The 22,053-nt window shown below is 70.8% G+C and carries 19 protein-coding genes and 2 tRNA genes; 14 read left to right on the top strand and 7 right to left on the bottom strand.

The features are described from left to right. Positions 1–38 precede the first annotated feature (38 nt). On the bottom strand, positions 39–953 hold the full coding sequence (locus H483_RS23145; RefSeq protein ID WP_017835636.1) for an alpha/beta fold hydrolase: 915 nt from the start codon (positions 951–953) through the stop codon (positions 39–41). Between the two features lie 88 nt (positions 954–1,041). On the opposite strand from H483_RS23145, the gene recO reads away from it, so the two are divergent. Together recO and H483_RS23135 are read left to right on the top strand one after the other, a co-directional pair. Beyond that, a complete protein-coding gene (gene recO / locus H483_RS23140) occupies positions 1,042–1,935 on the top strand; it encodes a DNA repair protein RecO (protein ID WP_017835635.1) in 894 nt (297 codons plus the stop codon). A 31-nt stretch (positions 1,936–1,966) separates the two neighbouring features. Further along, on the top strand, positions 1,967–2,734 hold the full coding sequence (locus H483_RS23135) for an isoprenyl transferase (protein ID WP_017835634.1): 768 nt from the start codon (positions 1,967–1,969) through the stop codon (positions 2,732–2,734). 66 nt (positions 2,735–2,800) lie between these two features. Here the strand turns inward: H483_RS23135 and H483_RS23130 are convergent, their stop codons facing one another. Both H483_RS23130 and H483_RS23125 read right to left on the bottom strand, forming a co-directional pair. Next, entirely contained in the window at positions 2,801–3,238 is a 438-nt protein-coding gene (locus tag H483_RS23130) for a Fur family transcriptional regulator (RefSeq protein ID WP_017835633.1), read from the bottom strand. 4 nt (positions 3,239–3,242) lie between these two features. Beyond that, entirely contained in the window at positions 3,243–3,614 is a 372-nt protein-coding gene (locus tag H483_RS23125) for a helix-turn-helix transcriptional regulator (protein WP_017835632.1), read from the bottom strand. 178 nt (positions 3,615–3,792) lie between these two features. On the opposite strand from H483_RS23125, the gene H483_RS23120 reads away from it, so the two are divergent. The 3 genes from H483_RS23120 to H483_RS23110 are packed head-to-tail and all read left to right on the top strand — an operon-like array spanning position 3,793 to position 7,141. Further along, a complete protein-coding gene (locus H483_RS23120) occupies positions 3,793–5,181 on the top strand; it encodes a glycine--tRNA ligase (protein WP_017835631.1) in 1,389 nt (462 codons plus the stop codon). Between the two features lie 53 nt (positions 5,182–5,234). Further along, positions 5,235–5,852 carry a YdcF family protein gene (locus tag H483_RS23115; RefSeq protein WP_017835630.1) on the top strand — a complete coding sequence of 206 codons (618 nt, stop codon included), beginning with the start codon at positions 5,235–5,237 and terminating at the stop codon, positions 5,850–5,852. Positions 5,853–5,878: 26 nt separating this feature from the next. Further along, the gene (locus H483_RS23110; RefSeq protein ID WP_017835629.1) at positions 5,879–7,141 is read left to right on the top strand and encodes a deoxyguanosinetriphosphate triphosphohydrolase; all 1,263 of its coding nucleotides are present in this window, start codon (positions 5,879–5,881) and stop codon (positions 7,139–7,141) included. Between the two features lie 51 nt (positions 7,142–7,192). Here H483_RS23110 and H483_RS23105 read toward each other — a convergent pair whose 3' ends face one another. Both H483_RS23105 and H483_RS40365 read right to left on the bottom strand, forming a co-directional pair. Continuing rightward, positions 7,193–8,533: a serine hydrolase gene (locus tag H483_RS23105; RefSeq protein ID WP_017835628.1), complete on the bottom strand. Its 1,341-nt coding sequence runs from the start codon at positions 8,531–8,533 to the stop codon at positions 7,193–7,195. A 5-nt stretch (positions 8,534–8,538) separates the two neighbouring features. After that, complete coding sequence (locus H483_RS40365; RefSeq protein ID WP_017835627.1) at positions 8,539–10,608, bottom strand: TPM domain-containing protein; 2,070 nt, start codon at positions 10,606–10,608, stop codon at positions 8,539–8,541. Positions 10,609–10,676: 68 nt separating this feature from the next. Between H483_RS40365 and dnaG the strand changes: the two genes are divergently transcribed. From dnaG to H483_RS23085, 3 genes are all read left to right on the top strand, one after another. Beyond that, positions 10,677–12,698 carry a DNA primase gene (dnaG, locus tag H483_RS23095; RefSeq protein WP_017835626.1) on the top strand — a complete coding sequence of 674 codons (2,022 nt, stop codon included), beginning with the start codon at positions 10,677–10,679 and terminating at the stop codon, positions 12,696–12,698. A gap of 167 nt (positions 12,699–12,865) precedes the next feature. Continuing rightward, positions 12,866–13,897, top strand: a complete 1,032-nt coding sequence (locus H483_RS23090; RefSeq protein ID WP_193746838.1) for an Ig-like domain-containing protein — start codon at positions 12,866–12,868, stop codon at positions 13,895–13,897. A gap of 100 nt (positions 13,898–13,997) precedes the next feature. Then, positions 13,998–14,070, top strand: a tRNA-Asn gene (locus tag H483_RS23085). A gap of 53 nt (positions 14,071–14,123) precedes the next feature. Here the strand turns inward: H483_RS23085 and H483_RS23080 are convergent. Continuing rightward, entirely contained in the window at positions 14,124–14,546 is a 423-nt protein-coding gene (locus H483_RS23080; protein ID WP_017835624.1) for a nuclear transport factor 2 family protein, read from the bottom strand. 59 nt (positions 14,547–14,605) lie between these two features. Here H483_RS23080 and H483_RS23075 point away from each other — a divergent pair, with 59 nt between their 5' ends. From H483_RS23075 to H483_RS23065, 3 genes are all read left to right on the top strand, one after another. After that, on the top strand, positions 14,606–15,991 hold the full coding sequence (locus H483_RS23075; RefSeq protein WP_017835623.1) for a carboxylesterase/lipase family protein: 1,386 nt from the start codon (positions 14,606–14,608) through the stop codon (positions 15,989–15,991). 55 nt (positions 15,992–16,046) lie between these two features. Further along, positions 16,047–16,123, top strand: a tRNA-Ile gene (locus H483_RS23070). Positions 16,124–16,207: 84 nt separating this feature from the next. Beyond that, positions 16,208–17,113: a permease gene (locus H483_RS23065; protein ID WP_031264499.1), complete on the top strand. Its 906-nt coding sequence runs from the start codon at positions 16,208–16,210 to the stop codon at positions 17,111–17,113. Between the two features lie 7 nt (positions 17,114–17,120). On the opposite strand, the gene H483_RS23060 is transcribed toward H483_RS23065, so the two are convergent. Further along, a complete protein-coding gene (locus H483_RS23060; protein WP_017835621.1) occupies positions 17,121–18,230 on the bottom strand; it encodes an alpha/beta hydrolase in 1,110 nt (369 codons plus the stop codon). 59 nt (positions 18,231–18,289) lie between these two features. On the opposite strand from H483_RS23060, the gene H483_RS23055 reads away from it, so the two are divergent. The 3 genes from H483_RS23055 to H483_RS23045 all read left to right on the top strand — a co-directional run bounded on the left by H483_RS23055 (position 18,290) and on the right by H483_RS23045 (position 21,823). Continuing rightward, positions 18,290–19,276, top strand: coding sequence for an ABC transporter ATP-binding protein (locus H483_RS23055; protein ID WP_017835620.1), 987 nt, complete (start codon positions 18,290–18,292; stop codon positions 19,274–19,276). Then, on the top strand, positions 19,273–20,853 hold the full coding sequence (locus H483_RS23050; RefSeq protein ID WP_017835619.1) for an ABC transporter permease: 1,581 nt from the start codon (positions 19,273–19,275) through the stop codon (positions 20,851–20,853). The genes H483_RS23055 and H483_RS23050 overlap by 4 nt, the downstream gene beginning before the upstream one ends. Before the next feature lie 94 nt (positions 20,854–20,947). Next, on the top strand, positions 20,948–21,823 hold the full coding sequence (locus tag H483_RS23045) for a serine hydrolase (RefSeq protein ID WP_017835618.1): 876 nt from the start codon (positions 20,948–20,950) through the stop codon (positions 21,821–21,823). The last annotated feature ends 230 nt before the right edge of the window (positions 21,824–22,053 follow it).

Raw genomic sequence — 22,053 nt, 5'->3', positions numbered from 1 at the left:
CTCCACCCGTGCGCCGGTGGTCCTGGCGCACGGCACTCCTAACGCACGGCCGACCGGACGACCCCCGCGATCGTCTCCCGCGCGGCCCGTCCTTCGGGGGTGGGCTGAAGCGGGTGCACGTGCAGTAGGTCCTTCTCCTCGACATAGGTGACGTCCACGCCGGCAGCGCGGGCCCGCGCCACCGCGAGTCGCACGTCGGGCAGGACGATGTCGCGGGTGGCGGCGAAGACCGTCAGGGGTCCCAGGCCGGTGAAGTCCCCGCACAGCGGGCTCACCCGCGGGTCGTCCAGGGGCAGGTCGTCCCGCCAGGCGTCGATGAACACCCGCAGGCCCTCGCGGGCGAGCCACGGGTCACGGGGTTGGACCCGGTCGATGTCCGGGTTCTCCATCGCCAGGTCGAGTGCGGGGGAGATCAGGATCGTCGCGGGAAGCGGGGGGACACCCCGATCCCGCAGCTCCATGGCCGCGGACAGTGCGATCTGGCCGCCCGCGCTGTCACCGGCGAGACACACCGGGCCGTGCTCGGCCACCTCGTCCCGCACCAGATCGGTCACCCCGGCCACCACGCCCGCTGCCGTGCCGCGGTTCGCTGCCGTCGCCGGGCCCGCCAGAGGGTAGACCGGCACCAGGACGCGGGTGTGGGCCTCGGCGGCCATCTGTGCGCACAGTCGCCAGTGGGGCGCGACGATCTCTCTGGCCCAGGCTCCACCGTGGAGGTAGACCACGGTGCCGCTCGCGGGTGCCCCGGCGGGCTCCAGAACGTAGACCGGCCACCCGTTCCGGTCGGCACGCGCGATCCGGACATCCTCGCGCAACCGCGGAGGGGCGTACGACGCCGGACGCACCGCGGCCTCGTCGAGGAAGTCACGCGCGCGCTGTGGCTCGGCGAACAGGCGCTGACGCCGGGTGGCGCGGATGAGGAGGGGGATGAGGCGGGAGGCGAAACTGGGCACAGCGAGACTCTAGCCCTCGCCGGGGGAGCCGGTGCCCCTCCGGGAATGGGACAATGGTCGTCTACGTCCCGCAGGGGAGGAGGCCCGGATGCACCCGTTCACCGACACCGGCCTCGTCGTGCGTACCTACGACCTGGGTGAGGCGGACCGGATCGTCACCCTGCTCACCCAGCACCACGGGTTGGTCAGGGCCGTCGCCCGCGCGGTGCGCCGCACCCGGTCGCGGATGGGTGCCAGTCTGGAACCGTTCGCCGTGGTGGAGGTGCAGATCGCCCCGGGTCGGGGCCGCAGCGGCCTGGGGACAGTCAGGCAGGCGTCGAGCCGTGAGTCGCTGGCCCGCCCCCTCGTGGCGGACTACCCGGCGTACACCTCCGGCTGCGTCGTCCTGGAGACGGCGGAGCGGTTGGCGGGAGAAGAGGGCGCACCGACACCGAGACTGCTCGGCCTCGCCGTCGGGGCTCTTCGCTCCCTGGCCGAACACCGGAGGCCGCCGGGCCTGGTCGCCGACGCGTTCCTCCTCCGCGCCATGGCGGCGTCCGGCTGGGAGCCTGTTCTGGACCGCTGCGTGCTCTGCGGCGTGGTGGGGCCGCACCGCGCGTTCCACGTGGCCTCCGGCGGAACCGTCTGCGTGCGCTGTAGGCCGCAGGGGTGTGCCATGCTCTCCCCGGGTGTCGCCGAGCACCTGTCGGCACTGTTGGCCGGCCGGTGGGATGGTGTGGCGGTCTCGTCCTCGGCGGTCGTCCGGCAGGCCTCCGGGATCGCCGCCGATCATCTGCAGTGGCATCTCGAGCGGGACCTGCGCAGCCTGCCGTTGGTCGATCGCGATGGGGTCGACCGTGGTGGGACCGACCGCTCTGTGAGCGGCCCGGGCGCTGCCGTACCCCTGTTCACCGAACCCCCGCCCGCCGGACCCCCGCCCGCCGGAACCCTGTCCCCCGAACCTGTTGAGGAGCCCCGTGCCCGGCCTACCCAGATTCCGTAAGCGCACCGCGTCGAGGGACGGCGCAACGCCGGTGGCCGTCCGGCCGCCCACCCCGCACCCGTCGGGCGAGCGGCCCCCCGAGATCCCGTCGGAGTTCGTGCCGCGCCACGTCGCGCTGGTGATGGACGGCAACGGACGCTGGGCCCAGGAGCGGGGCCTGCCCCGCACCGAGGGGCACAAGCGGGGAGAGGCGGTACTCATGGACGTGGTCCAGGGGTGCATCGAGATCGGCGTCCCGTACCTGTCCGCGTACGCGTTCTCCACGGAGAACTGGAAGCGCAGTCCGGAGGAGGTGCGCTTCCTCATGGGATTCAACAGGGACGTCCTGCGTCGCCGCCGGGACGAGATGCACGAGCTGGGAGTGCGGGTGCGCTGGGCCGGCCGCCGCCCCAAGCTGTGGAAGTCGGTCATCTCCGAGCTCGAGGAGGCCGAGGAACTCACGCGGGACAACACGGTGATGACCTTGGCGATGTGCGTCAACTACGGCGGGCGGGCGGAGATCGTCGACGCCGCCCGGGACTTCGCGCGTCGGGTCGCCGCCGGGGAGCTCTCGGCTGATGACCTGACGGAGGAGAACTTCGCCCGCTTCCTCGACGAGCCGGACATGCCGGACGTGGACCTCTTCCTGCGACCGTCCGGTGAACTGCGGACGTCCAACTTCCTGCTGTGGCAGAGCGCCTACGCCGAGTTCGTCTTCCAGCACACGCTGTTCCCCGACTTCGACCGACGTGATCTGTGGGCGGCGTGCCTGGAGTACGCCGAGCGAGACCGGCGGTTCGGCGGGGTGCCCGGAGCCTGACCCCGGTCACGGGAGGCGCGGTCCGCCACGGGGACCGCGAGGCCGACCCACCGGGGTGGCCCCGGGTCAGTCCACCGGCCCGGGCGGCTCGTCGCGCCTGGCGCCGGCGCAGGCCGCGCAGAGGCCGAACAGCTCGACGGTGTGGGTCACCTCGGTGAATCCGTGAGCGCCACCGGCACGGTGCGCCCACGTCTCGACCCCGGGTTCCTCGACCTCGACCGTGAAGCCGCATTCCCGACACACCAGGTGGTGATGGTGAGAATCGGAGCACTTGCGGAAGATCAGCTCCCCGGAATCGGTGCGCAGCACGTCCACCGCACCGGCATCGGACATCGACTGCAGCGTCCGGTAGACGGTGGTCAGACCGATCGCGTCACCGCGTTCGCGGAGTTCCGAGTGGAGGTCCTGCGCGGACCGGAACCCCTTGGACTCGTCGAGCAGCGCGGAGATGGCACTGCGTTGGCGGGTCGAGCGGACGCCGATCGGTTTCTGGGCCCCGTCCACTGCTCTACTCCTCCCCGGCGTGCCCGACGGCCGCCTCGACGATGTGCAGCAGGTGGTCGTCGAGCAACTCGTAGCGGATCTCCCGCCCCCGGCGGTGCGCGGAGACGACGTGGGACGACTTGAGCACCCGCAGGTGCTGGCTCACCAGCGGCTGGGCGACGTCGAGGGCGTCCACCAACTCGTGGACACACCTCGGCCCCTCGCGGAGCTGCAGCACGATCGCGATACGCAGCGGAGCAGACAGCGCACGGAGCAGATCGCCCGCGGCGGAGACCACGTGCTGAGGCGGGAGCGGAACGGGGGCCGCGCGGGAACCGTGGTCGTGGATCTCCGCGGCGGGCCCGGCGTCTGCCGGGGACTCGGGTCCGGATGCCATTGGCGCAACCTTCCGGGCGCGGTGGGGACCGGCGCCGTGTCGGGTGGGGGACCCCAGTATCCCAGACCGCCGGGGTGGACCGGATACCCTGGTGAGAAGTGCCGCGGGCGCCGGCCCGCGCCGAGGTCGTCCACCCGACACCTCCGCCCACCGACTCACCAAAGGGAGAACCCCCGACGTGGCATCCTCAGCGTCCGTCATCGACTCAGTCGTCAACCTCTGCAAGCGCCGGGGACTGGTGTACCAGTGTGGCGAGATCTACGGCGGGACCCGTTCGGCATGGGACTACGGTCCACTGGGCGTGGAGCTCAAGGACAACATCAAGAAGCAGTGGTGGCGGACCTTCGTCACCGGCCGCGAGGACGTCGTGGGCCTGGATTCGTCGATCATCCTGCCCCGCGCGGTGTGGGAGGCCTCCGGCCACGTCGAGACGTTCACCGACCCGCTGGTGGAGTCTCTCCACACCCACAAGCGCTACCGCGCCGACCACCTCATCGAGGCCTACGTCGCCAAGCACGGGCGCGAGCCGGCCAACGGGCTGGCCGACATCAACGATCCCGTTACGGGCCAGCCCGGGGCCTGGACCGAGCCGCAGCTGTTCTCCGGGTTGATGAAGACCTACCTCGGCCCGGTCGACGACAAGGAGGGCCTGCACTACCTGCGGCCCGAGACCGCCCAGGGCATCTTCGTCAACTACAAGAACGTGATGACCACCGCCCGGCGTAAGCCGCCGTTCGGTATCGGACAGATCGGCAAGGCGTTCCGCAACGAGATCACCCCGGGCAACTTCATCTTCCGGACCCGCGAGTTCGAGCAGATGGAGATCGAGTTCTTCACCAAGCCCGACGAGGCCGACGAGTGGTTCAAGCGGTGGGTCGAGGACTGCTGGGACTGGTTCGTGGACCTGGGGATCGACCCGGAGAACATGCGGCGTTTCGACGTCCCGGACGACGAGCGCGCCCACTACTCGGCGGGCACCATCGACTTCGAGTACAAGTTCGGGTTCTCCGGAAACCCGTGGGGCGAGCTGATGGGCGTGGCGAACCGCACGGATTACGACCTCACCCAGCACCAGACCCACTCGGGTGAGGACCTGCAGTACCGCGACCAGGCCTCCGGTGAGAAGTACGTGCCGTATGTCATCGAGCCGAGCTTCGGCCTGACCCGGTCACTCATGGCGTTCCTCATCGACGCCTACACCGAGGACGAGGCGCCCAACTCCAAGGGCGGTGTCGACACCCGGACGGTGTTGAAGCTGGATCGTCGTCTCGCACCGTTCAAGGCGGCTGTCCTGCCGCTGTCCCGAAACGCGGACCTCTCGCCGAAGGCCCGGGATCTGGCCGCACAGCTGCGCAAGAGCTGGAACGTGGACTTCGACGACGCGCAGGCGATCGGCCGACGCTACCGCCGCCACGACGAGATCGGCACCCCGTTCTGCATCACCGTGGACTTCGACACCCTCGAGGACCAGGCGGTGACCATCCGTGAGCGGGACACCATGGAGCAGGAGCGCGTGGCCATCGATCAGGTAGAGGGGTACCTCGCGCAGCGGCTCATCGGCTGCTGACCCGGCGCTGGCACACTGGTCGGGTGAACAGATCCCGGTCCCCGCTGAGAGCGGTGTCCAGGGCCATCGGATGGCTCGTGGTCATCGCGTTGTTGCTGTGTCTCGCCGTGCCCGGATTCGTCGCGTTCCGGGTGTGGCAGGTCGCGCGTGAGGATGACCGCACGTCGGCCGACGCGATCGTCGTCCTGGGCGCGGCCCAGTACGACGGCGTACCCACCCCGGTGTTCCAGTCCCGGCTCGACCACGCCGCCAGCCTGTACGAGCAGGGCGTCGCCCCGCAGATCATCACGGTCGGCGGGAACCAGCCGGGGGACCGGTTCACCGAAGCCGGTGCGGGTCGCTCCTACCTGGCCACCCTGGGGGTGCCGCCCACCGCGATCCTTGCGGTCGAGACGGGCTCCAACACGGTCGGCAGCCTGGACGCCGTCGCGCTGACCGTAGGGGACCAGGGCGGCAACTCCGTGGTATTGGTCAGCGATCCCACGCATTCGTATCGCGCGCGGATGATGGCCCGGGACGCGGGGTTGGACGCGTGGACCTCGCCGACCCGGCAGGGGCCCGCGGTCTGGACCCGGGAGAACCAGATCCTGAGCATCATCCGCGAGACCGGCGCGGTGCTCTGGTACCAGTACCACCGGATCGCCGGCACGGACGTGGACTTCCCCGGGTGAGTGGCGGACACAAGGAGGGGACGCGCATGACGCGGTACGCGTACACCGCGGCAGACGCCGAGCGCCGGGTGGGCGGAGGGCCCGCCCGGGCCCAGGAGGCGGCGAGTGAGCGCAGCCCGTTCGAGAGGGACCGCGCACGGGTCCTGCACTCGGCGGCGCTCCGGCGGCTCGCCGACAAGACGCAGGTGGTCGGGCCCGGGGACGGGGACACCCCACGGACCCGGCTCACCCACTCGCTCGAGGTCGCGCAGATCGCCCGCAGCATCGCCGCCGGCCTCGGCTGCGACCCCGATCTCGCCGACCTGGCGGGGTTGAGTCACGACATCGGGCACCCGCCCTACGGCCACAACGGCGAGCGCGCTCTCGACGAGGTCGCCAGAGCGTTCGGGGGATACGAGGGCAACGCCCAGACCGTGCGGATCCTCACGCGGTTGGAGCCCAAGGTGGTCGACGCCGACGGGCGGGGGGTCGGCCTGGACCTCACCCGCGCGGCACTGGACGCGGCCACCAAGTACCCGTGGCTGCCGCGAGAGGGCACGAGGAAGTTCGGCGCCTATCCCGACGACGCGGAGACGCTCGCCTGGATCCGCGTGGGCGCGCCCGGGGACACCCGGTGTCTGGAAGCGCAGATCATGGACTTCTCCGACGACGTGGCGTACTCGGTCCACGACGTGGAGGATGCGATCGTGGCCGGCAGGCTGGACCTGAGGTCGTTGACCGATCCGTCGGAGGTCTCGGCGTTGGCCGAGCTGGGCGCGCGCGAATTCCGGGGGCCCGACGCCGACCAGCTCCGCGAGGCGGCAGCACGACTCGGTGCGCTCGACGCGGTCCGTGCCGTCCAGCCGTTCGAGGAGACGTTCGCGGGGGCAGTCGCCCTCAAGGCGTTGACCAGCGAGCTGGTCGGGCGGTTCGTCATGCCCGCCATCCACACCACCCGCCGGGTCCACGGCGAGGTGCCACACGGACGGTACAGCGCCGACCTCGAGGTGCCCCTGCACGTGGAGGCCGAGGTCGTGATGCTCAAGACCATGGCCGTGCGATACGTGATGAGTGACCCGGGGCACCGGGCCCGTCAGGATCGTCAACGAGACAGGATCCACCGGGTGGCCGAGTTCCTGGCCCACTCGGCTCCCGCAGGTCTCGACGCGGTCCTTCGTCCGTTGTGGGACGAGGCCCCGGATGACGCGGCACGGATGCGAGTGATCGTGGACCAGGTGGCCCTCTACACCGAGAGCCGGCTCGAGCGGATCGACCGCGCGAGCGCGGGCATCCAGGCGGCCTGGGGCTGAACAGCCCGCCCGGCTCGCTCAGACTGAAGCATCACCTCGGAGGCGGCCCGATCAGCCCACCGCCCGGGCGAGGTCGCCGACCAGCTCCTCGATGCCGAGCCCGTAGATCGTCCCTCCGGGGGTGAAGCCGGTCCGCACCACGACGAGCTCGGCGGAGGGGACCACCACGATGTACTGCCCGTCGTGGCCCGCGGCCCAATAGGCGTCGGCGGGGATCCCGGGCAGGCGCAACGGGGAGCCGTCGCCGGGGTCGTTGACCCACCACTGCGCGCCGTAGGGTTCGGGCTCTCCGCCGGCCGGGACGACGGTTGTCGCGTAGTCCATCCATCCCGCGGGGAGCAGGCGGCGACCGTCCACCTCGCCGTCATCCAGCGCGAATTGGCCGAACCGCGCCCAGTCCCGCGGAGTCGCCCACAGGTACGAGCTGCACACCGACCGGCCGGAGGCGTCGGCCTCGAGGACAGCACTGGTCATGCCGAGAGGCGCAAACAGCAGCTCGTCGGCCATCTCGGGCCCGAGGCCGGTGCGCTCGTGGAGCAGGTCGCACACGATGTTGGTGGTGCCCGACGAGTACTGACGTACCGTCCCGGGGTCGTGGGCGAGCGGTTGGGCGGCGGCGAAGGCGGCCATGTCCGGCTCCGCGAAGAGCATCTCTGTGATGGGGGTGCCGAGGTCGTAGTCCTCGTCCCACTCCAACCCGGAGGTCATCCGCAGCAGGTCGTCGAGGGAGATCTGTGCCCGCTCGTCGGTCCACTCGGCGCGCAGCCCGGTGCCCGCCGGATCGAGGTCGGCGTCCGGGAACTCCTGCTGCGCCCGCCCGACCAGGGTGGCCGCCACGCTCTTGGCCATGGACCACCCGAGCTGCCGGGTGTCCGGTCCGAAGCCGTCCGCGTACCACTCGTCCAGGATCTCGCCGCGGTGAACCGCGACGAGTCCGCGCGTGCCCTCGACGCCGGCGGCCCGGTCGAGCGCCACACCGACCTCGGTCGGGACGTCGGTGGCCTGCGGCAGGGGGACTCCCTCGGGGCGGTCCTCTGCCGGCCCGACGAGAGAGGTCCGCTCGGGGCCCAGCGCGCGGCCGTCGCCCAGCACGCAACCGTACTCCGACATCCAGGCCTGCTGGGCGAAGGCGACACCCAGGACGGAGCTACGTGCCCACCCCTCTGAGTCGTCGATCTCGGTGCGCAACAGTGGTACCAGCGGGTTGGGCGGCAGGTCCGCCTCCGGATCATCGCGTCCGGTGAGAAAATGGATCGAGCAGGCGTTGTGCGCGGCGTAGCCGGTGCCGGTCAGCAGCATCGGCCGATACCAGGCGCCCGCTGCGACCACTGCCGCGATGAGCAGGACCAGTACCGCGACCAGCGCGATGACGACCTTCCGTCCACGACTCATGGCGCTCAGAACCGCCCGCCGGCGCCGCCACCACCGAAGCCGCCGCCGAAACCGCCACCGAATCCGCCGCCGCCGAAGCCACCCCCGCCGCCGAAGCCGCCGCCTCCGAAACCGCGCGAGCCGCCGAAGCCGGAGCTGCCACCGCGGAGCATCCCCTGGATCAGGGCGCCGGCCACCATGCCGCCGACCATCGCACCGGTATTGGATCCACCGCGGCCACGACCGCCGTACCCGCCCCGGCCCCCGTAGCCCCCGGTGTACTGCTGCCGCGCGACGTCGTCCTGCGCGTGCCGGAGCGCCTCACGGGCGAGTTTCAGGGCGCGGTCCGCTGCGGGGAACGCCGCCGGCCCGGCGGTGCCCTCGGCCGTCGACAGTGACTCCTTGGCGGCCGACAGCCGCGTCCGGGCGGCCTGTCCGACCACGTAGGACCGACTGCCAATGAAGTCGTCCGCCTCCCGCACCGCGCCGCGCGCCCGCGTGAGGGCGGCCTGCCGTGCGGCCCGCGCGCGGTGTGCCGTCTCGGCCTCGTGTCCGGCGGCGGCCAGCGCCTCGTCGAGGGCGCGGTCCACGTCGACCAGTTCGGAGAAGACGCCCAGTGGGTCGGTCTCCCCGTCGCGGCGGGCCCGCTCGAGGGCGTCGCGGGCGGCGGAGGCCGCATTCGTCAGGTTCTGACCGCTCCGGCCCAGGTCCGGGGACCGTAGGAGCCGGGCGGCCTGCCCCAGCTCCTCGTCGACCTCGTCGATCAGAGCGCCGAGGTCGCGGCGGGCGGCAGCGATGTCGTCGGCCGCGTGATCCACGCCGTCGACCAGCTTCTCGGCGCGTGCGAGCTCTTCCTCGGCCGAGCCGATGGCATCGACGGCCTCGGCCTGTTCACCCACGGGTCGGGCCAGGGCCGTGCGGGCGCGCGAGGTCTCGGCCTCGGCGGCGTCGAGCAGCTCCTGCGCGATCGCCAGGTTGTCGTCGATCGAGGCGAGCACGGCGGCGGGGAACCGGGACCTCAGGTCCTCCATCGACTGCTCGGCCTCGGGGATGCGCGCGCGCAGGGTCACCGCGCGCTGGGTGAGGGAGTCGACCGAGGCGGCGCCGTTGATCAGCACGTCACGCATCTGGGCGAACGCCGTGGCCTGTCCCTCGAGCTCACGTTCGGCGCGCTCGGCCCGGGCGGCCACCTCGAGGAGCATCGCCCGGCGCTGCTCGGGGGTCTCGGGGATGTCGTCGTCGAGGCGCTGGATCAGTGCATGCGCTGCCTCGACCTCGCGGCGGGCGGAGTCGAGTGCGGCCCGGAACGGGCGGGTCCGCAGCTCACCGAACTCCCCGGCGGCGGTCGCGAGCGCCGTCGTGGAGGTGTCCACGGCCTGGTCTGCCTCGACCAGTCCGGCGCGGGCGCGCGAATCGAGGACGTCCACCGGCAGTGCGGACATCCGGGCCGTGTCATCTCCGGGTATCTCGCGGGCGGACTCGGCCTGGCGGGCCGTGCGGGCCGCCCGGCGCCGGCGGCTGACCAGCAGGACCGCGGCCACCACGATGACGATCACCGCGATGAGTCCCAGCAGAGCCGCGCCGGAGAGCCCTGAGCCCGATCCCTGTCGTTCGAGCCCGTCGGCGGCCCCGATCGCCGCACCGGCCCAGTCGTCCTCCGCCAGTCGCGGCTCGATGTCCCTGTCGGCGATCCGCTGATCCGCACGCGGGTCGGTGGACTCGAACCAGTACCCGCGGTCTCCGACCGCCACCGCGAGCAGCACGTCGGAGGCGCCCAGATCGGACAGTCGGCCGGTCTCCTGTGCCCACAGTTGCGCGGGCACCCCGTCGAAGCTGTCGACGTAGACCACCCAGAGTTGGAGGTTGTCGGTCGACCGTAGTTCTGCGAGTCGGTCCTCGACGGCGGCGGTCTGCCCGCCCAGCACGCCCGCGGAATCCGTGACCTGCTGCTGCAGCCGGGACGGCGGTTCGGCCGAGGCCGACGGCGCCGCCCACCCGACCAGACCGACGAGCAGGGCCGCCAGGAGGGCGACGGCCGCCACCGTGCGGGACCGCGGGTTCCGGACGGCGTGGGTGCGGGGCGGGGGTGCGATCATGCGGCCAGCGTATCGGCCCGGCGCAGTGCGCATGCCGGGCTGCTGCCCCGGAGGCTACTCTTGGCGGCATGGCAGGGCGGATTCCGGAGCAGGACATCGCCGCGATCCGCGAACGCACTCGCATCGAGGAGGTCGTCGGCGAGTACGTCGCGCTCAAGCCGGGCGGCGCGGACTCCATGAAGGGGCTGTCGCCGTTCAAGGACGAGAAGACCCCGTCCTTCCACGTCCGGCCCCAGCACGGGTACTTCCACTGCTTCTCGACCGGTGAGGGCGGCGACGTGTTCGCCTTCCTCATGAAGATGGAGCACATCAGCTTCGTCGAGGCCGTGGAGCAGCTCGCCGACAGGATCGGGTACCGCATCTCCTACGAAGGCGGCGGCCAGGTGATCCAGCGTGACCGCGGGACCCGGTCGAGGCTGGTCCAGGCCAACGCCGCCGCGCAGCAGTTCTACGCCGAGCGTCTCCGTGAGGACCCGGAGGCCGAGACCGCGCGTGCGTTCCTGATCGACCGCGGCTTCGATCTCGCCCACGCCGAGCGCTTCGGGTGCGGGTACGCGCCGGCGGGCTGGGACACGATGAGCAAGCATCTGATGCGGCAGGGGTTCGAGCCCAAGGAACTGGAATCGGCGGGTCTGTCCAAGACCAGTTCGCGGGGAACGTTGATCGACCGCTTCCACCGTCGCCTGTTGTGGCCGATCCGCAACCTCGCGGGGGAGGTTATCGGCTTCGGCGCGCGCAAGCTCTTCGAGGACGACACCCTGGGCAAGTACATGAACACGCCGGAGACGATGCTCTACAAGAAGTCCCAGGTGTTGTTCGGTCTGGACCTGGCCAAGAGGGACGTCGCGTCCCAGCGTCGGGCTGTGGTCGTCGAGGGCTATACAGATGTCATGGCGTTGCACGCGGCGGGAGTGACCACGGCCGTCGCCGCGTGTGGCACCGCGTTCGGCGAGGACCACCTGTCCACACTCCGGCGGTTGATGTTGGACGACAACTACTTCCGCGGCGAGATCATCTACACCTTCGACGGGGACGAGGCCGGCAAGAAGGCCGCGATGCGGGCGTTCTCCGGCGACCAGCAGTTCTCCGGTCGCACCTTCGTCGCGGTGGCGCCCGCCGGCCAGGACCCGTGCGATCTCCGGCAGAACAAGGGCGACGCCGCCGTACGGGACCTCATCTCCACCCGGGTGCCGATGTTCGAGTTCGCCATCCGGTCGATGTTGGACGAGTACGACCTCGACCACGCGGAGGGGCGCGTGGAGGCCCTGCGTCGGACGGTTCCGGTGGTCGCCGACATCCGCGACTCGGCCCTGCGCGACGAGTACGCCCGGCAACTGGCCGGCTGGGTGGGGTGGGACGATCCCGCCACCGTGCTGCGCCGTGTGCGCGAGGAAGCGCGAAAGAGGGGTCGGGCCCGGGCGGCTGCCGCGGGGCCTCGTGGTTCCGGACCCCGCGGGCGCGGACCGGGGGGCCCGGGTGGTGGGCCCCGCCCGCTGCGGGACCGTGCCGAACGCGGCGGGGGGAGGCGCGACGACGACGAGCCGGTCGCGCGGGAGGATCAGCCGGCTCCCGCCGCACCGGCGGGCGTTCCCCTGCCTTCGCCGGCGGATCCGGAGCTGTGGCCGCAACGCGAGGCGCTCAAGGCGGCCCTGCAGTACCCGGGGCTGGCGGGCCCGCTCTTCGACTCGCTCCCGTCTGAGTGCTTCACCCATCCCGCCTACGCCCGGATCGCGGACGCGGTGTCCGCGTCCGGGGGGTGCGCCTCCGGGAAGAGCGGCGCGAACTGGGTGGCCGAGGTGTCCCAGGGGCTGGAGAACGACGGGCTGAGGCGGTTGGTGGGCCTCATGGCGGTCGAGACGCTCCGGGTGGCCGAAGAGGCGCTGCCCCGATACGTCTCCGGCGTGCTCGCCCGCCTGCAGGAGGTGTGGGTGTCGGGTCAGATCGCCGATCTGAAGTCCAAGGTGCAGCGGATGAGTCCGGCGGCGGACCCGGAGGGGTACTCGGCACTGTTCGGCGACCTCGTGGCGCTGGAGGAGTACCGGCGAGGATTGCTCGAGCAGGCTGTGGGCGCGACGCCCGACATCGCCTGAGCCGTACGGTAAACGGCCAGGATCGGGCCTGTACGCAGGCTTTTCCCTCAAATGAGGATTATGACAGAACGCTTATCTGTCCGGTATCGTCGCTCCCGAACCGCGGTCGATCGGTAGTTCCGGTCCAGGCCCGGGACCCGACGACCCCGGATAGGTAGCCCATGCCCATGTCTTTCCGCCGACTCCTCTTGCCCGCGGCTCTCACCGCCTGCGGCATCTGCCTCACAGTTCCCCCGGCGGCGTCCGCTGAGGGGTGGGATCAAGGGCCGGTCCGGTTCAGCGCGTCAGGGGACGACGAGTGCCGGGTCCATTTCACGATCATCAACGAGACGAACGCCTACTACGTGGTCGACTACGCGGTGGACGGGGAGGATCCGACTTCGCTGGTCGGCGTCCCGGGCATCTGGAGCCAGACGGGGGTGTCCGTCAGGGCCAGGTTCACCCTCAACAGCGTGCCGTACGACATCACCCGGGTAGTCGGGCGTCAGGGGGTGCAGAACTTGGCTCCCGCCGCCCCGGTATTCGCTCCGGGGACGGCACCCTACGTCACCAACCGGGACCCGATCACCACTACCAGAACGGTGAATCTGCTCGACCAGCCCCGTCTGCCCAACCGGGCCTCCGATACGCACACCGTCACTTACCAGGTGGTCCTCGGCCCCCAGTCGGCGGACAAGGGTTTCGATCCCGCCACCGGGCAGTTCGCGCTGCTCGAGACCGAGGTGTCCGGGTGCCAGACGGAAACCGTCTCCACGCTCACCGCCCCGCCGAGCGCGGTACCGGGGGTCCCGGTCGACCTCGCCGTGCACGTGACGCCCATGGAGGCCGCCGGCACGGTCCAGTTTTTCGCCGACGGGGATCCGATCGGTGCTCCGGTTGACGTGACCGGCGGTTCCGCGACCCTGCAGCACGTCTTCACCGAGATCGGCGACCCCGTCCTCACCGCGACCTTCACCCCGCAGGCCGTAGAGGACGACACTTTCGACACCCCGTACGCCGCGTCCAACGCCGCTCCGGTGACGATCTCCGTCCGGGACGAGCACCCGGGTACCGGATCGCTGAGCCCGGGTTCGGTCCGGGTCCTGTGCGACGGTGACGACGAGGGTTCTCCGGGCCCCGGGTCAACCGGCTCGTCAAGCTCGGCCGGCTCGTCAAGCTCGTCCGGCTCGATCTGTGGGGAGTCGGGATCCGCCGGCTGACCCACGGGCAGGCCGTTGAACTGGCGATTTGGCTCGGCGGCCGCACTCGCACTAAGGTGAGTTCTCGGTGTCCGGCCACTGCGTCGGGTACCTGAAACAATCCCCCATAGCTCAATTGGCAGAGCATTCGACTGTTAATCGAAGGGTTTCTGGTTCGAGTCCAGATGGGGGAGCGTCGAGGCTGGGCCGGAGGAATGATTCCTCCGGTCCAGTGCGCATTTCGGGGTCACCCTGGTTGCAGCGTCCGGAAGTCACCTCGGTCGAAGTCCAGGCGGAACCGCCTGGAGGAAATCCTCCACCCCTCCGGGGTACGGGACCACAGATCCGAGTACTCGCCGAAGCACTCGTAGCTCCTTCCCTCCTGGTCGCCCGTCCCTAGGTGGAGTACCCGCGCGTACGTGAGGCTCTTCGCCCGGTCCTCGTTCCCCTCGAGCGCGAGGTGGACCCGGTGATTTCCCAGGAGATGCTGGGATGGGCCACACCCGCCCAAGTGGTCTCGCACCGTCTGGATGACCTGCTCCCGACCGGCGGCTCCGTATCCGTTCGCGGTCTCGGTAAACATCTCTCGCAGCCCGGCCCAGTCGCGGGTGTCCAGAGCGGTGGCGACGTCGGCCAGCCGTTCGATGATTCGATCCCTGTCACTCATCATCCCTCTTTCGTAGCAGGCATTGCAGGGTGATCTCAGCTGTCGTCGCTAACCTGGCGCCCATGACTCACTCCGAGGTCACTCTCTCGACCGGCCGCGTCCGCGGCACCGACCTCGGTGACGTTGTCCGCTTCTACGGGATCCCCTACGCCGAGGACCCGGTCGGCGACCTGCGCTTCGCTGCCCCGGCCCGCCGGGAACCGTGGGACGGGGTCCGAGACGCGACCCGGCCTGCCGCCACCGCCCAGCGGCTGAGGTTCGACCCCGACCCGGCGATCCCCGAGCCGATCGTCGCGGGGAGCGACATCCTGCACGTGGACGTGTGGGCACCGGCGGAGGACGGTTCCCACCCGGTGCTGGTGTGGATCCACGGAGGCGGCTGGGAATCGGGGTCCTCCCACCAGCCCTGGTTTGACGGGTCGACCTTCGCTCGCCGCGGGATCGTCGTGGTCTCGGTCGGCTACCGCCTCGGCGTGGAGGGCTTCACCCCGTTTCCCGACGCCCCGGACAACCGGGGACTGCTCGACTGGATCGCCGCACTCGAGTGGGTCCGGGACGAGATCGCCGCGTTTGGCGGAGACCCCGACCGGGTGACTGTCTCCGGTCAGTCCGCCGGCGGGGGAGCGGTGCTGTGCCTGCTGGGCTCGCCGCCGGCGGCAGGGTTGTTCCACGGGGCGATCGCGGCGTCACCGGCGGTCCTGCGGGCCCCGGCAACACACCCGCCCAAGGGGGTCACCGCTGAGGGGCTGGCCGCCGGGGGGCGCGGCGCCGTCGATGAGTTCCACCGGCGACTGCGACGGGAGAACCAGTTTACGCTCCCGTTCCGGCCGGTGGTCGGAGGTGAGACGGTCCCCGTCCCTCCGCTGGAAGCCGTCGCGGCAGGGCAATCCACGGGAGTGCCGTTGCTCATCGGCTCCACCGCGACGGAGTTCGAGGCCGTCTCGGACAAGCTCCCGGGCCCGGCGCTGGTGCCGGGGGCCGCGTTAATGGCGTTGTCGCAGCAGCTCCCGAGGCAGGGGCTCAGGGCGTTGGCCCGGCAGTCCAACGGCCGGTCTCTGCGACGTAGCGTGGGCGCGGTCATCGACGCGGCCGCCATCCACTCCACGGTGGCCCGGGCCGCCGAGACGAGGGTCGCCGCCGGAGACCCGACCTGGGTGTATGACTTCTGTTGGACCGGGGGCAACGGACCCAGGCACTGCGCCGATCTGCCGTTTTTCTGGGCGGTCCCGGACAGTGAGAACGTGGAACGCTATCTCGGTGCACCGGCGCCGGCGAGCCTGGTCGAGGCGATGCACGACTCGTGGGTCTCCTTTGTCACCACCGGCGACCCGGGCCACCCCGCGTACGACTCGCCCGATCGGGTGGTGATGGCGTGGAACGACCCGCCCGCGCAGGTCCCCGACGGTCTTTCGGCAGTGCGCGCAGTCTGGTGGCCGGAGGCCCGGTGAGAGGTCTTGCTACGATTGCGCCGCACGTGCCGGTGGACGTTCCCGGCGCGTGCGGGGGGCTATAGCTCAGTTGGTTAGAGCCGCGGACTCATAATCCGCTGGTCGCGGGTTCGAGCCCCGCTGGCCCCACCAGAAGGGCCGAGTGGGCCACCATCGCGGTTCGATCGCGCAGGGTCCTCCACCCGCACCGGGGCGGTCGACTATATGTTCTTCCCCATGAACCGGACGGGGGCCATCGGCGATACCGCGCGCGGGGTCGGTGCCGTCGTCGTGGCGTCAAGCCTGTTCGGCCTGATCTTCTACCTCTCCGGGGTGATCGACGCCTCCGCCGAGGTGGTCTTCGGGTGGCGGATCGTGGTGACCTTCGCCTGCTACAGCCTCGTGTTGCTCTTCCCCTCGGGGCGAGCGATGGCCCGTGACTCGTGGTCGGCCCTCACGCGGACGTGGTGGTCTCCACTGGTGTTCGGGCTGCTCTGCGCGCTGGTCGGAAATCAGCTCTGGCTGTTCTCCTGGGCACCGCTGCACGGCCATGCCCTGGATGCGTCGATCGGGTTCCTGCTCCTGCCGCTGGCCCTGGTGATCGGCAGCCGGGTCGTTCTCAGGTCGCGGGTGTCCACCTGGCAGTGGGTGGCTGTGGGGATCGCCGCCGTCGCCGTCGTCGTCAACATCGCGGTGACGCCCAGCGTGTCCTGGGTGACGTTGGTGATCTGTACGGGGTACCCGGCCTACTTCGTCGTTCGCCGCCGTGTCGGTATGGACACGCCGATGGCGTTCGGGTGGGAGGTCGCCGCGCTCACGCCTCTCAGCGGGTGGTTGATCTGGTCCGGCACCCAGCATCCGTCGTCGATCGCGGGGACCGTCGCCCTTCTCTCGGTCGGCCTCGCCGGTGCGGCGGCGATGGCGGCGTACCTCGCCGCGTCGAGGTTGCTCCCGCTTCCCCTGTTCGGGCTCCTCGGATACCTGGAACCGGTGCTGCTGGTCGCCGTGGCGTTCGCGCTCGGGGAGACGATCCGGGGGGTCGACACCGTCACCTTCGTCCTGCTCGGCCTCGCCCTGGCCCTGCTCGCGGCGGAGGGCTACCGGGCGGACCGACGCCGCCGGTCAAGCGGCGTATCACCGTGACCGCCGATCAGTACGCAAGACCCATCCGCAGCGCACCCACCGCTTCCGACAGCGCGGCGCGGGCGAGTGGGGTGGCACCGACGGCGTTGACGAACGGGTGGACCATCGTCGAGTGGCGACGCAGCGAGACCGTGACCCCGGCGTCGGCCATCTTCCGTGCGTACGCCTCGCCCTCGTCGCGCAGTGGATCGAAGCCGCCGGTCGCGACGTGCGCCGGGGGCAGGCCGGAGAAGTCCTCGGCCAGCAGGGGGGAGGCGCGCGGGTCGAGACGGTCGTCGTCCGAGCGCAGGTAGGTGTTCTCGTAGAAGTCCATGTTCTTCCCGGTGAGGAAGAAGCCCTCGCCGAACAACTCGAACGAGCGGGTGCGCGCCGACATGTTGGTCGCGGGGACGAACAACAGTTGGAAGTCGGGGGTCTTCTCGCCCGCATCGCGGGTCTGCTGACACACCACCGCCGCCAGGTTGCCGCCCGCGCTGTCCCCACCCACCGCGATGCGCGTGGGGTCCACCCCGAGGGACTCGGCGTTGTCCCGCACGTAGCGGAACGAGGCCACGGCGTCCTCGGCTGCCGTGGGAAAGAGGAACTCGGGGGCCAGGCGGTAGTCCACGCTGAGCACCTTGAGGCCACCCATGCGGGCGATGTACCTGCAGGTCGCGTCGTGCGAGTCGATGCTCCCGAGCACCCACCCGCCACCGTGGAAGAACACCAGCATCGGCAGAGGGTCGTCGCCGTGGACGGGGGAGTACAGCCGGGCGGGGAGGTCGGCGCGGGCGGTCTCGTCGTCGGGACGGTCGGTGCCGGCGAGCGGCAGAACGAGGTCCTTGACGACGGCGAGCTCGATCCGGTTACCCGAGACGGTGTACGCCGACCGCTCGACGGTCTCGCGCGCCTTCTCGAGCGGCATGTCCTCGTACTCGCCCTCGGACAGCAGGGACATCACGCGGACCCCCGCCTGGAAGTGCGGGTCCAGCACCTGGCCGTCGATTCGTCTGGGAGCGCCACCGGCCAGTTGGATCACCGGAGCGGGCACCGAGCCCGAGGCGGTCATGACGGCCTTGGTGAGGCGGTCGGTGATCGAGGGGCGGAAGGTCCTGTGTCCGGACATCGGTGAGCGCATTGCCACATTGTGCCGAGGATGGAGAGGATGATCGAGAGGATTCGACGAAGGGACTGGTCATGCGTTCAGATTCGGACCCGGTGGTGCACGTCGAGGGCCTGGTCAAGACGTTCGGCACCACCCGGGCGCTCGACGGCCTGGATCTTCAGGTGCGGCGCGGCGAGGTCCACGGCTTCCTGGGCCCCAATGGCTCCGGAAAGTCCACCACCATCAGGATCCTGTTGGGCCTCATGCGGTCCGACTCGGGTCGGGCGACCCTGTTCGGGCGCGATCCGTGGCGGGACGCGGTCGATCTGCACTCCAGGTTGGCGTACGTCCCGGGGGAGGTGACGCTGTGGCCGCGGCTGACCGGGGGCCAGTGCATCGACATCCTGGGTCGAGCGCTGGGGGGACTGGACCCGGCACGCCGCGCGGAGTTGATCGACCGCTTCCGCCTGGACCCGACCAAACGCACCCGCGACTACTCGAAGGGCAACCGGCAGAAGGTCGCGCTCATCGCGGCCCTGGCGTCCGGAGCCGAACTGCTCGTGTTGGACGAGCCCACCTCCGGTCTCGACCCGCTGATGGAGAGGGCGTTCCAGGATTGTGTCCGGGACGCAGTCGACGGCGGTTCCACCGTGTTGCTCTCCAGCCACATCATGGGCGAGGTCGAAGCACTGGCGGATCGCGTGAGCATCATCCGCGACGGCCGCACGATCAGCTCGGGCACCCTGGGCGAGCTGCGTCGCCACACCACCACGGAGGTCCACGCCGTCACCGACACCGACCCCCGCGCACTGGAGGCTGTCGGCGGGGTCGACGGTCTCCGGTACGAGCGCTCCGGGGACGGGCGGTTCGATGTCCGTTGCCACGTGCCGGCCCAGCGGCTCGGGGAGGTGACGGGGATCCTGCACGCGGCCGGGATCCACACCCTCACCGCCACCCCGCCGAGCCTGGACGACCTCTTCCTCAGCGCCTACTCGGGCGCGGGGGCAGCGGAGGGATCTGCCGGGGGATCTGCCGAGGGTCCTGCGGATGCGGGCACGACCGCCGGCGGGCCACGGTGAGCTCCGCGCTGGCCGGCACCGGCCTGCTGGTGCGGATCGACCTGCGGACGGGGTGGCGGTCCGCGGCCGCGTGGGTCCTCGGGCTGGTCGCGCTGTACCTCGTCACCGGGGTCTCGGTCGCGGCGCTGTACGACACCCCGGAGAAGCTCGCCACCTATTCGGCCTCCCTCGGCGAGGCGATGGTGATGCTCAACGGCCGGGTGGCCGGACTCGACACCCTGGGCGGGGTCATGATGAACGAGTTCGCGTTCATCGCCTCGTTCGCGATCCCGATCATGGCGATCGCCCTGACCGCCCGGTCCACCCGCCGGGAGGAGGAGACCGGCAGGACGGAACTCCTGCTGTCCGCCAGGACCGGTCGGCTCGCCCCGGTCACGGCAACCCTCGTCGTCGTCGCCGGGGTCTTCCTGCTCCTCGGCGCCGGGATCTGGGCGTCGACGCTGGCCATCCCGGTCGACCGGACCGGTGCCGCGTTCTACGCCGCCTCGATCGTCGCCACCGGGTGGGTGTACGCCGCGGCCACGGCGGTGCTCGCGCAGGCGGTGGCCCACAACCGCACCGTCTGGGCGGCCGGCCTCACACTGGCCGGCCTCACGCTGGTGCTGCGGGGAATCGGGGACACCAACGAGAACTGGGTGAGCTGGAAATCGCCACTGGGGTGGCTCGGACTGGTCCGCCCGTTCGATGATCCCTCTGCCCTGCCGCTGGTCGTGGCCGTGGGGGCGGCAGCGCTCCTGTCCGGCACCGCCCTGTGGCTCTCCGGACGCCGCGATCTCGGGGAGGGGTTGGTGCCCGCCCGCACGGGGCCCGCCTCGGCGTCGAGGTGGCGGGCGTCCGAGCTCGGCGTGGCGGTCCACCAGCACCTCGGCGCGCTCATCGGGTGGACTCTCGGGGTCGTGGCACTCATGACCATGTACGGCGCCCTGATGAACGTCGTCGTCGAGGCGATCATGTCCAACCCCGCCCTCGCGGACTTCCTCGTCGCGTCCCCGGCACTCGTCGATTCACTCGTGCAGATGCTCGTGGTGTTCGTCGGCATCCTCGGCGCGGGATTCGCCCTGCAGACCCTCGGCGGACTGCGGGGTGAGGAGACCTCGGGGCGGTTGGAGCTCGAACTCGCGGCCGGGCGCTCGAGGTGGTCGGCGCTCGCCCTGCACACCGCGGTCGTGGCCGCGGGAGCCGCAGTCGTCGTCGTGGCGGGGTCCGCGGCGTTCGCCCTGGCCACTGCCGTCGCCCTCGACGACCCGGATTCGGTGGGTCGGATCGTCGCGGCCGGATCCTGGCAGGTGCCCGCCGTGATGGTGTTCGTCGGCCTGTCGGTCGCCCTGTTCGGACTGCTGCCGCGCGCTCAGGCGCTGGCCTGGGCGGTGTTCGCCGTCTCGGCCGTCGTCACGTTCATGGGTCCCACCCTCCGGCTCACCGAGTCCCAGATGCGCCTGTCACCGTTCGGGGCGGTGGGTCGGGCACCCGTCGGACCGGTCGACACGATGGGGGTCACGGTGCTGGTGGTCCTGGCGGTGGCCCTCGTGGCCGCGGGGGTGGTCGGGTTCCGTCGGCGCGACGTGCCGCGGACGTGACCGCGGACGGGGCGGCGGAGCTGACACACTGACCCCGCAGCTGTAGACGATCCGGCCGGCGGCGGCCCGATCTGCCATCACCCGGGAGGATCACATGTCGGACGAGTTCGATCGAGACCGGTTGGATGCGGCGTTGGCCGTGGTCGAGGACTGGCCGGTGGACCACGTCTCGGCGGCGGTCGTCGGCCCGGAGGGGGCCCTGGCCGTGCGCGGCGACGACACCCGCGTCTACCGGCTCGCCTCGGTGACCAAGCCGATCGTGGCGGTGGCGGCACTGCTCGCGGTCGAGGAGGAGGCGATCTCACTCGACGAGGCCGCCGGTCCCGAGGGGGCGACCGTCCGCCACCTGCTGGCCCACGCCTCGGGACTGGACTTCAGTGATCGCGAGAAGGTCCGCGCCCGGCCGGGGGAGCGACGCATCTACTCCTCGGCGGGCTTCGAGGTCCTCGCCGACCACATCGCGGAGGCCACCGGGATCGCGTTCACCGACTACCTCACCGAGGCCGTCTGTCAGCCGCTCGGGATGGGGTCGACGGCGCTCGAGGGATCGGCCGGGCACGGAGCGTCGGCCAGCCTCGCCGACCTGATCTCCTTCGCGACCGAACTCGTCGCCCCGACGCTCCTCGCGCCCGAGACCCTGGAGGAGGCGGTGACCGAGCAGTTCCGCGGCCTCGACGGCGTCGTGCCCGGGTACGGCATGCACAAGCCGTGCCCGTGGGGCCTGGGGTTCGAGCTCCGCGACGCCAAGTACCCCCATTGGACGGGCCAGCACAACTCTCCCGGGACCTTCGGACACTTCGGGCAGTCCGGCACGCTGCTGTGGGTGCAGCCGGAGATCCAGACGGCCCTGGTCGTGTTGACCGACCGCGACTTCGGGGACTGGGCCAAGCCGCTGTGGCCGCAGCTGTCGGACCGCGTGGTGGACGCCGCGACCCGGCGCAGTCGTCCGGAGGATTCACTCGGAGGCTGATCGCCTCAGTGTTCCTCAGTGTTCCTCAGTGTTCCCGACACGCCGCCGGGGTTCCCGACACGCCGCCGGGGACTCACACCGGCGGGATTACGGTGCTGTAACTTTGCTGAGAATGCAGAAGTGTCGCTGGTGTAATTCCACCACTTGAGGCACAGTTGTTTACTACAACCACATACGAATCATCGTTCACACGATTACGCGAGGTCGTTGGGGAAGACGTCCCTCAGTGA

It is taken from the genome of Dietzia sp. UCD-THP, assembly GCF_000349585.1.
Lineage (GTDB): Bacteria > Actinomycetota > Actinomycetes > Mycobacteriales > Mycobacteriaceae > Dietzia > Dietzia natronolimnaea_A.
The sequence above is the reverse complement of the archived record's forward strand: the minus strand, read 5'-3'. Positions and strand labels throughout refer to the sequence as shown.

What these genes read in the sequence shown, in the direction of transcription:
- recO (WP_017835635.1), top strand. Translation starts at nt 1,042, where the DNA reads ATGCACCCGTTCACCGACACCGGCCTCGTCGTGCGTACCTACGACCTG.
- H483_RS23125 (WP_017835632.1), bottom strand. Translation starts at nt 3,614, where the DNA reads ATGGCATCCGGACCCGAGTCCCCGGCAGACGCCGGGCCCGCCGCGGAG.
- H483_RS23110 (WP_017835629.1), top strand. Translation starts at nt 5,879, where the DNA reads ATGACGCGGTACGCGTACACCGCGGCAGACGCCGAGCGCCGGGTGGGC.
- H483_RS23105 (WP_017835628.1), bottom strand. Translation starts at nt 8,533, where the DNA reads ATGAGTCGTGGACGGAAGGTCGTCATCGCGCTGGTCGCGGTACTGGTC.
- H483_RS40365 (WP_017835627.1), bottom strand. Translation starts at nt 10,608, where the DNA reads ATGATCGCACCCCCGCCCCGCACCCACGCCGTCCGGAACCCGCGGTCC.
- dnaG (WP_017835626.1), top strand. Translation starts at nt 10,677, where the DNA reads ATGGCAGGGCGGATTCCGGAGCAGGACATCGCCGCGATCCGCGAACGC.
- H483_RS23090 (WP_193746838.1), top strand. Translation starts at nt 12,866, where the DNA reads ATGTCTTTCCGCCGACTCCTCTTGCCCGCGGCTCTCACCGCCTGCGGC.
- H483_RS23080 (WP_017835624.1), bottom strand. Translation starts at nt 14,546, where the DNA reads ATGATGAGTGACAGGGATCGAATCATCGAACGGCTGGCCGACGTCGCC.
- H483_RS23075 (WP_017835623.1), top strand. Translation starts at nt 14,606, where the DNA reads ATGACTCACTCCGAGGTCACTCTCTCGACCGGCCGCGTCCGCGGCACC.
- H483_RS23065 (WP_031264499.1), top strand. Translation starts at nt 16,208, where the DNA reads ATGAACCGGACGGGGGCCATCGGCGATACCGCGCGCGGGGTCGGTGCC.
- H483_RS23060 (WP_017835621.1), bottom strand. Translation starts at nt 18,230, where the DNA reads ATGCGCTCACCGATGTCCGGACACAGGACCTTCCGCCCCTCGATCACC.
- H483_RS23055 (WP_017835620.1), top strand. Translation starts at nt 18,290, where the DNA reads ATGCGTTCAGATTCGGACCCGGTGGTGCACGTCGAGGGCCTGGTCAAG.
- H483_RS23045 (WP_017835618.1), top strand. Translation starts at nt 20,948, where the DNA reads ATGTCGGACGAGTTCGATCGAGACCGGTTGGATGCGGCGTTGGCCGTG.